This window comes from Niveibacterium sp. COAC-50, assembly GCF_013184235.1.
GTDB classification, from domain to species: domain Bacteria; phylum Pseudomonadota; class Gammaproteobacteria; order Burkholderiales; family Rhodocyclaceae; genus Niveibacterium; species Niveibacterium microcysteis.
The window spans coordinates 38,716-51,361 of sequence record NZ_JABCJM010000008.1; the positions used below are offsets into that span (position 1 = coordinate 38,716).

12 protein-coding genes are annotated in these 12,646 nt (G+C 63.5%); 6 read left to right on the top strand and 6 right to left on the bottom strand.

Going from position 1 to position 12,646, the window contains the following annotated elements; all coding sequences use genetic code 11:
• Nucleotides 1–98 precede the first annotated feature (98 nt).
• Both HH302_RS20335 and HH302_RS20340 read right to left on the bottom strand, forming a co-directional pair.
• Nucleotides 99–746, bottom strand: coding sequence for a BON domain-containing protein (locus HH302_RS20335; protein ID WP_172204552.1), 648 nt, complete (start codon nt 744–746; stop codon nt 99–101).
• Nucleotides 743–1,336: a phosphoheptose isomerase gene (locus HH302_RS20340; protein ID WP_172204554.1), complete on the bottom strand. Its 594-nt coding sequence runs from the start codon at nt 1,334–1,336 to the stop codon at nt 743–745. The genes HH302_RS20335 and HH302_RS20340 overlap by 4 nt, the downstream gene beginning before the upstream one ends.
• Nucleotides 1,337–1,471: 135 nt before the next feature.
• Between HH302_RS20340 and HH302_RS20345 the strand changes: the two genes are divergently transcribed.
• The gene (locus tag HH302_RS20345) at nt 1,472–2,035 is read left to right on the top strand and encodes a chorismate lyase (RefSeq protein WP_172204556.1); all 564 of its coding nucleotides are present in this window, start codon (nt 1,472–1,474) and stop codon (nt 2,033–2,035) included.
• On the top strand, nt 2,032–2,904 hold the full coding sequence (gene ubiA / locus HH302_RS20350; protein WP_172204558.1) for a 4-hydroxybenzoate octaprenyltransferase: 873 nt from the start codon (nt 2,032–2,034) through the stop codon (nt 2,902–2,904). Before HH302_RS20345 ends, ubiA begins: the two co-directional genes overlap by 4 nt.
• Before the next feature lie 3 nt (nt 2,905–2,907).
• On the opposite strand, the gene HH302_RS20355 is transcribed toward ubiA, so the two are convergent.
• Together HH302_RS20355 and HH302_RS22560 are read right to left on the bottom strand one after the other, a co-directional pair.
• A complete protein-coding gene (locus HH302_RS20355) occupies nt 2,908–4,197 on the bottom strand; it encodes a lipopolysaccharide assembly protein LapB (RefSeq protein ID WP_172204560.1) in 1,290 nt (429 codons plus the stop codon).
• Between the two features lie 84 nt (nt 4,198–4,281).
• Nucleotides 4,282–5,307 carry a PEP-CTERM sorting domain-containing protein gene (locus tag HH302_RS22560; RefSeq protein WP_253946260.1) on the bottom strand — a complete coding sequence of 342 codons (1,026 nt, stop codon included), beginning with the start codon at nt 5,305–5,307 and terminating at the stop codon, nt 4,282–4,284.
• A 245-nt stretch (nt 5,308–5,552) separates the two neighbouring features.
• Between HH302_RS22560 and ubiD the strand changes: the two genes are divergently transcribed.
• Together ubiD and HH302_RS20370 are read left to right on the top strand one after the other, a co-directional pair.
• Nucleotides 5,553–7,034: a 4-hydroxy-3-polyprenylbenzoate decarboxylase gene (gene ubiD, locus HH302_RS20365; RefSeq protein WP_172204562.1), complete on the top strand. Its 1,482-nt coding sequence runs from the start codon at nt 5,553–5,555 to the stop codon at nt 7,032–7,034.
• 25 nt (nt 7,035–7,059) lie between these two features.
• Complete coding sequence (locus HH302_RS20370; RefSeq protein WP_172204564.1) at nt 7,060–7,632, top strand: phosphoribosyltransferase family protein; 573 nt, start codon at nt 7,060–7,062, stop codon at nt 7,630–7,632.
• Between the two features lie 5 nt (nt 7,633–7,637).
• Here HH302_RS20370 and HH302_RS20375 read toward each other — a convergent pair whose 3' ends face one another.
• Together HH302_RS20375 and HH302_RS20380 are read right to left on the bottom strand one after the other, a co-directional pair.
• On the bottom strand, nt 7,638–8,282 hold the full coding sequence (locus HH302_RS20375) for a response regulator transcription factor (RefSeq protein ID WP_172204566.1): 645 nt from the start codon (nt 8,280–8,282) through the stop codon (nt 7,638–7,640).
• Between the two features lie 4 nt (nt 8,283–8,286).
• Nucleotides 8,287–9,651, bottom strand: a complete 1,365-nt coding sequence (locus HH302_RS20380) for a cache domain-containing protein (RefSeq protein WP_172204568.1) — start codon at nt 9,649–9,651, stop codon at nt 8,287–8,289.
• Between the two features lie 226 nt (nt 9,652–9,877).
• On the opposite strand from HH302_RS20380, the gene HH302_RS20385 reads away from it, so the two are divergent.
• Both HH302_RS20385 and HH302_RS20390 read left to right on the top strand, forming a co-directional pair.
• On the top strand, nt 9,878–10,276 hold the full coding sequence (locus HH302_RS20385) for a hypothetical protein (protein ID WP_172204570.1): 399 nt from the start codon (nt 9,878–9,880) through the stop codon (nt 10,274–10,276).
• A gap of 304 nt (nt 10,277–10,580) precedes the next feature.
• Nucleotides 10,581–12,644, top strand: coding sequence for a carbon starvation CstA family protein (locus tag HH302_RS20390; protein ID WP_172204572.1), 2,064 nt, complete (start codon nt 10,581–10,583; stop codon nt 12,642–12,644).
• The last annotated feature ends 2 nt before the right edge of the window (nt 12,645–12,646 follow it).

Consider the following 12,646-nt stretch of genomic DNA (forward strand, 5'->3'; position numbering starts at 1 on the left):
AATTGCGTCCACGTGCGCTCGGGGGACTCCAATGAAAACGGGCCGCAGAGGCGGCCCGTGATGTGCGCAGCAGCATTCCGCTGCAAGCGGCGGTGCAACTACTGTGCCGGCTTGGTGGGCGCCGGCATGCTGCTGTTCAGCGACTCCTGTACCACGTCGAGTTGGCGGATCTGCTCCGGCGTCATCACTTCGAACAGGCGGACAACCTTGCGTACCCCGGTGGTGGTGCTCGCCACGAAGGTCGCGACTTCTTGCTCACGCGGCGAAACCATACCCATCAGATACGCGACACCCGATTCGGTCACGACCTTGACCTGAGTCGAGGAGATTTCCTTGGTCTCGACCAGTCGTGCTTTGACCTTTGACGTCGTCAGCGCATCGCCGCTCTGCTGCGAGAAGCTCGAACGCGGGCCGATCGTCAGTTCGTTGTGCACCGTCCGGATCAGGTGCGGCAATGCGCGCAGTTGCCGTTCCGCTTCGGCTTTCGCTGCCTCGTCCGCCACCTCGCCGCTCAGCAACACGATGCGGTTGAAGCTTGTCACCGACACGCGGGCGGTCGGTCCGAGCTTGTTGCTGATGGCGGAAGAGGCCTTCGCCTCGATCGTCGAATCCTCCACCTGTACGCCGTAGGAGCGGCGGTCCATGGTCGCAGTCACGCCCACGGCTGCGCCGGTGACAACCATCGGGACGCAGGCCGGCAGCGACGTCGCCACTGCCAGCACCAATGCGATGCTGCGCAGACTCATGCCTCAGACCCCAGCAACAGGCAGTCGATGCCGTCGCAGATGCAGTGGATCGCCAGGATGTGGACTTCCTGGATGCGCGCAGTGCGGTCGTGCGGCACGCACAGATGCACGTCGCCGTCGCGCAGCATTGCGCCGATCTTGCCGCCACCCTTGCCGGTCAGCGCTACGACACGGATGTCGCGTTGGTGGGCCGCCTCGATCGCAGCCATCACGTTGCCGGAGTTGCCCGAGGTCGAGATCGCCAGCAACACGTCGCCCGCCTGGCCGAGGCCGCGGACCTGTTTGGCGAAAATCTGTTCGTAGGAGTAGTCGTTCGCGATCGCTGTGATTGCCGAGGTGTCGGTGGTCAGCGCGACCGCGGCCAGCTCAGGCCGTTCGCGCTCGAAACGGCCAATCAGCTCGGCTGCGAAGTGCTGGCAGTCGGCTGCTGAGCCGCCGTTACCGCAAGCGAGAATCTTCCCGCCGTTCATCAGCGCATGGGTCATCGCTTCGATCGCGCCTGCGATTGGCGCGGCCATGGCGTCGACCGCAGCGATTTTCGCGTTGGCGCTGTCTTCGAACTGCTGCGCGATATGGGCAATCAAGTCCATCGTGGCCCCCTGGTCGGTGTCTGAATGGGCGTGCGCCCTAGGATGCGGCGGAGTTTAGCATGCACCCACAAGCCCCCTTTCGCGGATCTGAAACAGGATGAAACCGCGCTCATCCGGGTATCATCCGCGCCCAGCATGATGCCTAGAAACTTGCGCCATCCGCGTCACGAGCGCTGGCTGGCGAACACGCCCTGTGTCCCGCGCAGCGAGATGCGAACCTGGCTTACTGGCAGGGGGTCGCTGACCGCCCGTATCCGTGCCCGCTGTGACGCGTTTGAGGTTCGCGTCCTGCAGCAACGCCTCGGTCTGCCGTTGCCGGATGAACGCCGTCTGATCGGTCTGCGCTGGCATGCGTCGGCGCTTGTGCGGGAAGTGCTGCTGTGTGCCGATGGTGTGCCGGTCGTGTTCGCCCATTCGGTGGTTCTGCCCCAGCATCTGCGCGGCGCGTGGCACCTCGTCGCGGGGCTCGGTACCCGTCCGCTCGGGGCCGTACTGTTCGCGGATCGCTCGGTACAGCGCGGGCAACTGCATCTCAAGGCGCTCGATGCGCGGGATCCGCGCTGGCAACGCGCGATCGCGGCGAGCGGTGTCGCGCCGAACGGAGCATTGTGGGCGCGTCGAAGCGTGTTCAAGCGCGCTGGTCGCCCGATTCTTGTAACCGAGGTCTTTTTGCCGACGCTTCCGAGGCTTTTCAAGTGAACCTGTACGAACGCCTGCGTACATATGAACGCCTGATGCGGCTCGACAAACCCATCGGGATTCTGTTGCTGTTGTGGCCGACGCTCTGGGGGCTATGGTTCGCCGGGGCTGGTAAGCCGAGTCTTTGGGTGGTTTGGATCTTTGTTCTCGGCACCGTGCTGATGCGGTCAGCCGGCTGCGTGATCAACGACTACGCAGACCGCGACTTTGATGGTCACGTCGAGCGCACGGCACAGCGCCCGCTTGCAACCGGCGCGATCGGCACGGGTGAAGCGCTGGTCCTTGCGGCGGTGCTGGCGGTGCTGTCCTTCTGCTTGATCCTGCCGTTGGAGCGCTTGGTTTGGTACATGTCCGTGCCGGCGGTCTTCCTGGCAGCGAGCTATCCGTTCACGAAACGCTTCTTCGCGATTCCGCAGGCTTACCTGGGCGTCGCCTTCGGCTTCGGCATTCCGATGGCGTTCGCGGCGCTCTGGAACGAAGTGCCCGCGGTTGCATGGTGGCTGCTGCTTGCGAACGTATTCTGGTCGGTCGCCTATGACACCGAGTACGCCATGGTTGATCGACCTGACGATCTGAAGATCGGTATCAAAACTTCCGCCATCACCTTTGGCCGCTTCGATGTGGCGGCCGTGATGATCTGTTATGCAGCCACGATCGGCTTGCTCGCCTGGGTCGGTTGGTTGTTCCAGCGTGGTGTCTATTTCAACCTGGGGCTCGCGCTGGCAGCCGGCATCGCGGTGTACCACTACACCTTGATCAGGGCACGCGATCGTGCCCTGTGCTTCAAGGCCTTCCTGCACAACACATGGTTTGGTGCGGCCGTGTTCGTCGGGCTAGTACTTGACTACGCCCTGCGCGGGACGCACTGAGGTTTAGCGTTTCGTATCGAGCTGCGCGATGCGCGTGTTCGCATCGCGGGCGCCCGCAAACGCCGGGTCGATCTGCAAGGCCCGGCGATAGGCCTGCACCGCTTCCTTGTTGAGCCCTGCCGCTTGCCGCAACAGCCCGAGTTGGTAGAGCGAGTCGGCCTGAGGGTGCTCCGAGGCGGCGATCTTCTCGAGTAGCTTGGTCGCTTCGGCGCGGTTGCCACGTGCCAATTGGACGCCGGCGAGTGTATCCAGATAGGTGTTCTCGTTCGGCGACAGCGCCACGGCTTTTTGCGCCCAGGCCAGGGCGTCGTCAAGACGTTCCTTGCGCGACGCAGCCAGCGCGGCTGCGTTGTTGTAGGCGAGCACGAACTTCGGATCGGCCTTGATCGCCGCCAGGTAGCCAGCATAGGCACCGGCAGCGTCGCCGGCGGCGTGATGCAGCATCCCCTGCTTGAATCGGACTTGGGCCGAATTCGGATCAACCGTGGCGGCTTTGTCGATCAGTTCGACGGCCCCCTTCATGTCGCCAGAGGCTTGCCGGGCGTCCGCCCCTGCGACCATCGCGGAGCCAAATTTCGGATCAAGTGCCACCGCGCGGTCAAAGGCACGTGCTGCAGCCCGGTAGTCACCCCGTGCCGCTTCCGCCTGGCCGAGCCCGTAGTACGACAACGGGTTCTCCGGCGCCAGGCGCACCGCCTCATTCATGGCGCGCGTTGCGTCGGCAGGGTTCTGCTTCGCGAGCAATGCCATCCCGAGGCCAAAACGCGCGCCAGCATGGTCTGGCTTCAGTTCTGACGCCTTTCGGAACGCCTCTGCCGCGAGATCCGGCTTGTGAAGGACGTTCAGGTACAGCTCACCCAGATCCAGTTGAGGGGCTGCCGCAGTGGGGCCGGCTTTAGCGGCTTCGAGCGCAAAACGCTCGGCCTCTTTCCACTGTTTCGTGGCCATGCTCAGGCGCGCCATCGCGACCAGGGAGTCCACAGACTGCGGGGCGACTTTGTAGGCTTTCTTCACCCAGTCGCTGGCCTCAGCGTCCTTGTGCTGCAGGCGTGCGATGTCAGCCAGCCCAAGCAAGGGCAGGGGATTGGCGGGCTCCGCCTTCGCGGCTTCACTGAACAACTGCCTCGCCTGGTCGTACTTCCCTTCGTTCAACGCGTCATAACCCTTATCGAGCGGCGTTGTCGCCTTGGCGGCTGAGCGCGGCTGGATGTCGAGAAAATTATGAATCGGCGTTGCGAGCGATGCGAGTGGCGTCAGGCTGGCGAGCAAGACGGCGAGATGGCGGAGTTTCATTTGTTGGCGGGAGGCTGGACACAAAAAAAGAATACCCCTTTCCGGAAACCGGAAAGGGGTACTTGTGCGTGCTACAGCGAAAACTTACTTCGCGCGGCGACGGCGTGCAGCTGCCAGACCGGCAAGGCCCAGACCGGCCAGCGCGAGGCTGCCCGGTTCCGGAACATCGCCACCCGGCGGGATGAACACACCACCCGAGGCGCCGAAGCCGAAGATGAAGGTGTTCGGCACACCAGTCGTCGGGCCGCCGGCTACGTTGGCTTGGCCATACGAGTAGATACCGATTTCAACGTCGGATGCGTCGCCATCGACCATGCGGCGAGCAAGATCAGCACCGGCTTCGGTCGATGCTGCACCGTAGTATGTGGTGAACTTGATGCTTTCACCCGCGCCAACCGCTGCGAAGTTGAAGTCGAACAGCGCGCCGTGGTCATCCGGGCCGCAGTCGGTGAAGTTCGCATCGTCTTGTGCGCAAGCAGTCGCGCCAAGCAGGCGGTGGCTGGAGGCCAGCGGGTTCGAAGACGAGAAACCATCGCGCGTCGTGTGCAGCAGGTTGCTGCCGTTGGCGATGCCCAGCGCGCCCGGCACGCCTTGAATCGTCACGAACTCGTTGAACGCGGTCGGGCCGATGTCCCAGTCCATCACGCGGCGATACCGCAGGTCGCCCGAAGCGATCGCGAACGTTTGCAGATTCTTGATGGTCACATCATCTGCGTAAAGCGCAGTGGTGCCGGCGATCGGGTGATAGTTGTGCGTTACTTCCAGAACGGCTGCGCCGGAAGCGCTTAGCACTCGCGACACCGAGATGGCGGTCGACGCGGTGGAGGTGAAGGACACCAGGCTCAGACCGCCGGTACCGACGGACGTGTTTTGGTAGCCAGCGGCGCCGGTCGACGCGATCGCTGCGCCCCAACCTTCGCAGGTGCAGCCGTAGACCGTGCTGTCGTAGCCGGTAGCGTTGAATTTGAGGCCCACACCGCCGTAGTTCAGTGCGCCCAAGTCGTTAACGCCAAGGCTGACGGTCCCGTTGGTGATGACTGCGCCGGCGCTTGCGGCCGTCGAGATTGCAGCACCGCCGATCAGCAGGATGGCGGCAGCGAGTGATTTCATTTTCACGATTTAGCCTCGTTGTCGTTGGTTGGCAGGACGATGTCCTGACTCGCAGAGGTATAAGCAGTCTTCGTGCCAGCCGTGGTTTGTCTTCTATCTAATTGAAATTGTTGAGGGTTTTGTTCTGTTTGTCGGTTGCGACAAATGCGGTGTAAGAAAATCCGTCGACGCCCACGCGGCGTACGTGGAGCCCCGGCGGTATCATCGCGGCCATATCGGACCCAGTTTGAAAGACGCCAACTGCGATGCGTTACAAGGATCTGCGCGACTTCATTGCGCAACTCGAAAGCCGCGGCGAGCTCAAGCGCATCGCCCATCCGGTGGATACACACCTTGAAATGACCGAGATTGCCGACCGCGTTTTGCGTGCGGGCGGTCCGGCGCTCTTGTTCGAGAATGCGCACACGCAGGGGCGCACGTGCGCGATGCCTGTTCTGGCCAACCTTTTCGGTACGCCGCAGCGCGTGGCCTATGGCATGGGCGAGGACGGTGACTGGAAGACGACCTTGCGCGAAGTGGGCAAGCTGCTCGCCTTCCTTAAGGAGCCCGAGCCACCGAAAGGGCTTAAGGATGCCTGGGAGAAGCTGCCGATCTTCAAGCAGGTGATGAACATGTCGCCGAAGGTCGTCGGGTCTGCGCTGTGTCAGGAGGTCGTATGGGAGGGCAAGGACGTCGACCTGTCGCGTCTGCCGATCCAGCACTGCTGGCCGGGTGATGCTGCGCCCCTGATCACCTGGGGACTGGTCGTGACGCGCGGCCCGCAGAAGCAGCGCCAGAACCTGGGCATCTACCGCCAGCAGGTGCTCGGAGCTAACCGGGTCATCATGCGCTGGTTGGCGCATCGAGGTGGCGCGCTGGATTTTCGCGAACATCAGCAAGCAAATCCGGGAAAACCATTTCCGGTTGCCGTGGTGCTCGGCTGCGATCCGGCGACCATCCTGGGGGCGGTGACGCCTGTGCCCGATAGCCTGTCCGAGTACCAGTTCGCCGGCCTGTTGCGGGGGGCGAAGACCGAATTGGTGAAGTGCCTCGGCTCCGAGTTGCAGGTTCCCGCCTCGGCCGAGATCGTGCTTGAAGGCGTGATCCACCCCGATGATATGGCGCCCGAAGGCCCCTACGGTGACCACACCGGCTACTACAACGAGGTATCGGACTTCCCGGTGTTTACGGTCGAACGCATCACGATGCGCCGTAACCCGATCTACCACAGCACCTACACCGGTAAACCGCCGGATGAGCCGGCGATGCTCGGGCTCGCGCTCAACGAAGTATTCGTGCCGCTGTTGCAGAAGCAGTTTCCCGAGATTGTCGACTTCTATCTGCCGCCGGAGGGTTGCTCCTACCGTCTGGCGGTGGTGAGCATCAAGAAGGCCTACCCGGGCCACGCCAAACGCGTGATGTTCGGTATCTGGAGCTTCCTGCGCCAGTTCATGTACACCAAGTTCATCATCGTCGTGGACGACGATGTCGACGTGCGCGACTGGAAAGAAGTGATCTGGGCGATGACCACGCGGGTAGATGCGACGCGCGACACCACGCTGGTCGACAACACGCCGATCGACTACCTTGATTTTGCTTCACCGGTGGCGGGGCTCGGCAGCAAGATGGGCCTGGACGCCACCAACAAATGGCCGGGTGAAACGCAGCGCGAGTGGGGTCGCACGATCGAGATGGATGCTGCCGTGAAGCAACGGGTGGACGCCATGTGGGGTGCGCTCGGGTTATAGCGCGCAGACGGGCTGGAGGGCCGCTATGGATACCACGGTGCAGGGGGAACGCTTCACGCTTTACGATGCGCCGCGCCTTGAGCGGGTGATCGACTGGATGGCGGCGCAGGCCTTTCCGCTGCTCGCCGGGGCGGACGATCCGCTGTTGCTCGGCATCCTTCGGCGCGGCGGGCCGCTGTCCGCGATGTTGCAAGCGCGTCTGCAGGCCATCTACGGCCTGGCGCTGCCGCGTTACGAGATCAAACTCAAGCGCTACGGGGACGATCTGGCACTGTTGCACGCCGACACGCAACTGACCGAGAACACCGAGTTTTCTGCGCGTGATCTTTCAAGCGCGACGGTGCTGGTGGTGGATGACGTGCTCTACCAGGGGCATTCACTCGCCCGCGTTGTCGGCTACCTCACGCAGCGTGGCGCTGCAGCGGTTCATGCGGCGGTGTTGGCGGATCGCTGTGTGGCGTCGTTGCCGGTGAAGGCCGAAGTCGTCGGTCTGTGTTTGCAGTTGTCAGACCGCGACGTCGTTGAATGCCACGTGCCCCCGTACGAACCGGAGTTCAAGATCGAGCTGCTGCGGCCCACGCATTTCGTCGGCCGTTGATTGGCTTACAGCCCGGTCCGTTTGCGTTCGACTGCGAAGCGCGCCAGTGCGGCGGAACCGTCGAGTTCCAGCTTGCGTTTGATGTTGAGCCGATGCGTTTCGACCGTGCGCACCGATAGATCCAGCCGCTGAGCGATCTCCTTGCTCGACAGGCCTTCCGCAATGAAGGCGAGCACTTCCTTCTCGCGCTGCGTGAGCAGGGGGTCGGGCGTTGCCCCGTGTGCCAGCGCGTCTGCCACGCCAGCCGAGTAGTAGCGGCGGCCGGCCATCACTGTTTCGATGGCGGAGACGATCTCCTGCGCCGGGCTGTCCTTCAGTACATAGCCGCGGGCGCCGACGCGAAAGGCTTCGACAACTACCTGCGGCTGGTCGTGCATGGTCAGCATCACGATGCGCAGGGCGGGGAATCGCTCGTGGCATTGGCGGGCGAGTTCCACGCCATTGGTGCCCGGCAGGCCGACATCCATCAGCGCGATATCGGGCGCGTGCTGTTCGACCATCGTCAGCGCTTCGGCTGCCGAGCCGGCCTCGGCGACGACGCGGAAGCCAGGCACTGCTTCGAGCCTTGCCCTCACGCCATCCCGCACCAGCGGGTGGTCGTCGACGAGCAGGATGCGGATGGAGGAAGAACCGCCGGTTGGATGGGACATCGTGTCAGGGCCGTAGCGCAGATTCGGGAAGCAGGGCTTCAATCGTCGTGCCCTCCGGGCCGGAACGCAAGTCGAAACGTCCGCCCAGCGTTTCCACCCGCTCGCGCATGCTGGAGAGCCCAAGGCCGCCGCGAGGGTGTTCGTGCACCTCGTCGAGGTCGAACCCTTTGCCGTCGTCCGAAACCCGCAGGCGGACCCCGCCGTCAGCGCTTGAAAGCGCAACCCGGACCGTGTGCGCGCCGGCATGGCGTTCGATATTCGCCAGGGCTTCCTGCACGACCCGGAAGAGCGCTGTCGCCACGGCTTCCGGGAGCGCGATGTCGCGGTCGGCGTCGCACTGCGCTGCGATCTGCGTGCGGGAGCCGAACTCGTTGACGATCTGAGACAGTGCGGGAGCGAGGCCCAGGTCGTCGAGCAGGGCGGGGCGCAGGCCGTGCGAGATGCGGCGTATCTCGCGCAGCACTTCGTTCAGGCGGGTGATGCCACGCGCGAGGGACTCAGCCACCGGCGCCAGGTCGTCGTGCTTGAGTGCTTCCAGGCGAACCTGAACCGACTCGAACATGTACTTCACCGACACCAGCCACTGGCTGACGCCGTCGTGCAGTTCGCGCGCGACGCGGGCGCGTTCGGTTTCCTGCGAACGCACCACCTGGTGGGCGAGTGCGCGCATGCGCGCCTCGGCGTCGCGCTGATCCGACAGGTTCAGGGCAAGCCCGCCGACCGCCACCAGCAGCGCGGCAATGACGGCAATGCCGGCGATCACGCCCAGCGTGGCGTTGATTGCGCGCGAGGCTTCGCGGTCGATTCGCGCGCGGGCTTCGGCCAGGTCATCGAGGTAGATGCCGGTGCCGACCATCCAGCCCCACTTGGGCTCCAGCGCCACGTAGCCGAGCTTGCGTTCGAGCCTTCCGGTGGAAGGGCGTTGCCACATGAACTCGACGAATCCGCCGCCCGCCTTCGCTTGCGCGACCAGCCGCTGGATCGTCGGCGTGCCCTGCGGATCACGCAGGTTCCAGAGATCTTGCCCCACCAGTTCGGGCTGGCGCGGGTGCATCAGGTTGCGGCCACCCATGTCATAGACGAAGAAGTAGCCGTCGCGTCCGTAGTCCAGCTTGGCTAGCGTTGCCAGCGCGGCGGTGCGCGCCGCTGCATCATCGCCCTGGTTGTGCAGATGGGTCAGCGCGCCGAGCGCCAGTTCGACGTAGTGCTGCAACTCGGCTTTGCGCGCGGCCACCAGTACCGGCTCGACCGCCGCCAACTCTGCCTCGGCGAGCGCCCGTGACTCGATACGCACGACAGCCGCCACCGCGGCAATGGCAAGCAGCAGCGGGGCGACCGCAAGGATCAGGACTTTCAGACGGAGTTGCATGCGGTGGGTGCGGCTTGGTGATCGACCGGTTATAGCACCGAAGCACAGAATCGCAATCCCCGCGCCCCAGCCGTAGACAGGGCGGCCGATGCTTCGACGGCGACCGGCGCAGTGCAAACCGCACACCTGGCACTTCGCAAGTCGCCTTGCCCGTCGCCATGCAGCCTATCTATCCTGCATGATCAGAGCTGTCGTACCCCCAACCCCGTTCAAAGGAGAAGAGCCAATGCCAACCGTGAAATGGAACCAGATCGGATCGATGAACCAGCAACTCGTGCTCGACCTGCGCGATGGCAAGGCGCGCTCGAGCGACTACCCTCTCGACAAGGTACCCCCGGCGGGCTGGTTTCACAGTGGCTTTGACTACGACGTGAAGGGTTTCGGTCTGTATGCCTATCAGAACAAACGGCGACTTCCGAACGGCTGGTGGGGCGCTAAGTACTACTGCTTCAATGCAAACGGCATCGACATGAAGAAGCGCATCGTCCATATCTACAAGCTGGGCGAAGGCGGCGTGAAAAGCGACCATCATTTCTACCGACTGATCCATACCAGTGGTAACCCCGGCGCGTACGACAACAACTACAGCACCTGCGAGGAGATCGTCGACATCGATGCCACCTGACTGAGCCTCCGCCGCCTCAATTTGCTGAGCTTCTATGCCCCCGCCCGAAGCACCGTTTTTGACGGTTGTTTTGGCGGGGTTTTCTATGACGAAGTGCTCGTGGTGCCTCGACGATTGTCAGGCGCGGCGTGTTGCCATCAGGGTTGCTTCCTACGTAAGGCTACGTAGTGAGCCTCGGTAGTCCTGCGGATGTGCAATCAAATCCGCTTATCGATACTTAAGCCAACGTCGCAGTTAGAGCGCTGACGTCGACTGATATCGATAACCCATGCGGCTTCTGTTCGGGCCAGCACTGGAGGAGACCATGAAACGCTTTCTGCCGCACCTCGGCTGGGCCGCACTAGCCCTGCTCGGTGCATCCGCACTTGCTGTTGTCGCGCTGAGCCGTGGCGAGACCATCAACGCCCTGTGGGTGGTGGTGGCCGCGGTTTCGGTCTATCTGATTGGCTACCGGTACTACGGCCTCTTCATCGCCAACAAGGTGGTCGGTGTTGATGGCTCGCGCATGACGCCGGCCTGGAAACACAACGACGGTCTGGACTATGTGCCGACCAACAAATACGTGCTCTACGGCCACCACTTCGCGGCCATTGCAGGGGCCGGCCCGCTCGTCGGCCCGGTGCTCGCAGCGCAGATGGGCTACCTGCCGGGCATGCTGTGGATTCTCGCCGGCGTGATCTTCGCCGGTGCGGTGCAGGATTTCATGGTGCTGTTCATTTCGACGCGCCGCGATGGCCGTTCGCTCGGCGACCTGATCAAGTCCGAGCTCGGGCCGATCCCGGGTGTGGTGGCGCTGTTTGGCACCTTCATGATCATGGTGATCATCCTCGCGGTGCTCGCGCTGATCGTGGTGAAGGCGCTGACGGACTCGCCCTGGGGTTCCTTCACGGTGGCTGCGACGATCCCGATCGCGATCTTTATGGGCATCTACCTGCGCTTCATCCGCCCGGGCAAGATCGGCGAGATCTCGATCGTCGGCTTCGTGCTGCTGATGGCCGCCATCGTGTTCGGCGGCGATGTGGCGGCGAGCCCGACGTGGGGCCCGATGTTCACCTTCGACGGCAAGCAACTCACCTGGCTCTTGATCGGCTACGGTTTCATCGCCTCGGTGCTGCCGGTTTGGCTGCTGCTCGCGCCGCGTGACTACCTCTCCACCTTCCTCAAGATCGGCACGATCATGGGGCTGGCGATCGGTATCGCGTTCGTTGCGCCGCATCTGAAGATGCCTGCGCTGACCAAGTTCGTTGATGGCACCGGCCCGGTGTGGGCAGGCCCGCTGTTCCCCTTCCTCTTCATCACCATCGCCTGCGGTGCCGTGTCCGGCTTCCATGCGCTGATTTCGTCCGGCACCACGCCGAAGCTGCTTGAAACCGAGAAGCACGCTGCCTTCATCGGCTACGGTGGCATGCTGATGGAATCCTTCGTCGCGATCATGGCGCTGGTTGCCGCGTCTTGCGTCGAACCGGGGGTGTACTTCGCAATGAACAGCCCGGCCGCGGTGCTTGGCAAGACTGCGGAAACCGCCGCGGTGGCGATCTCGCAGTGGGGCTTCGTCGTGACGCCGGAGATGCTCACGCAGGTAGCGGCCGATGTTGGCGAGAAGACCATCATCTCGCGTGCCGGTGGCGCGCCGACGCTCGCCGTCGGTATGGCGCAGATTCTTTCCGGCGCGATCGGCGGCAAGGCGATGATGGCTTTCTGGTACCACTTCGCGATCCTCTTCGAAGCGCTGTTCATCCTGACCGCGGTCGATGCTGGCACGCGTGCGGGCCGCTTCATGCTGCAGGATTTGCTGGGCACCTTCGTACCCTCGCTCAAGCGCACTGAGTCGCTCGTCGCCAACCTGCTCGCCACCGGGCTCTGCGTGACGGCATGGGGTTACTTCCTCTACCAGGGCGTGGTCGACCCGCTTGGCGGCATCAACACCTTGTGGCCGCTGTTCGGTGTGGCGAACCAGATGCTCGCTGCTGTGGCGCTGATCCTTGCGACGGTGGTGCTGGTGAAGATGAAGCGCGAGCGCTATGCCTGGGTCACCGTCGTGCCAACGATCTGGCTGCTTGCCTGCACGCTGACCGCCGGCTGGCTGAAGATCTTCAGCGAGAACCCGAAGGTTGGCTTCCTCGCCCATGCCGCCAAGTTCAGCGGTGCGGCCGAGCGCGGCGAAGTGCTGGCGCCGGCGAAGAGCATCGAGCAGATGCAGCAGGTGATCTTCAACGACTATGTCGACGCTAGCTTGTGCGGCCTCTTCATCTTCGTGGTGCTGACCGTGCTGGTGTTCGGCATCCGCGCCGCAATGCGCGCCTACCGCATCACGCATCCGACCGCGCAGGAATCGGCCTACCAGCCGATGCCGGCCAGCGCTGCGTAACA

Bases quoted from the DNA above. Each gene is read 5' to 3' on its own strand.
- HH302_RS20335 (WP_172204552.1), bottom strand. From the start codon at position 746: ATGAGTCTGCGCAGCATCGCATTGGTGCTGGCAGTGGCGACGTCGCTG.
- HH302_RS20385 (WP_172204570.1), top strand. From the start codon at position 9,878: ATGCCAACCGTGAAATGGAACCAGATCGGATCGATGAACCAGCAACTC.
- HH302_RS20340 (WP_172204554.1), bottom strand. From the start codon at position 1,336: ATGGACTTGATTGCCCATATCGCGCAGCAGTTCGAAGACAGCGCCAAC.
- HH302_RS20375 (WP_172204566.1), bottom strand. From the start codon at position 8,282: ATGTCCCATCCAACCGGCGGTTCTTCCTCCATCCGCATCCTGCTCGTC.
- ubiD (WP_172204562.1), top strand. From the start codon at position 5,553: ATGCGTTACAAGGATCTGCGCGACTTCATTGCGCAACTCGAAAGCCGC.
- HH302_RS20355 (WP_172204560.1), bottom strand. From the start codon at position 4,197: ATGAAACTCCGCCATCTCGCCGTCTTGCTCGCCAGCCTGACGCCACTC.
- HH302_RS22560 (WP_253946260.1), bottom strand. From the start codon at position 5,307: ATGAAATCACTCGCTGCCGCCATCCTGCTGATCGGCGGTGCTGCAATC.
- HH302_RS20390 (WP_172204572.1), top strand. From the start codon at position 10,581: ATGAAACGCTTTCTGCCGCACCTCGGCTGGGCCGCACTAGCCCTGCTC.
- HH302_RS20345 (WP_172204556.1), top strand. From the start codon at position 1,472: ATGATGCCTAGAAACTTGCGCCATCCGCGTCACGAGCGCTGGCTGGCG.
- HH302_RS20370 (WP_172204564.1), top strand. From the start codon at position 7,060: ATGGATACCACGGTGCAGGGGGAACGCTTCACGCTTTACGATGCGCCG.
- HH302_RS20380 (WP_172204568.1), bottom strand. From the start codon at position 9,651: ATGCAACTCCGTCTGAAAGTCCTGATCCTTGCGGTCGCCCCGCTGCTG.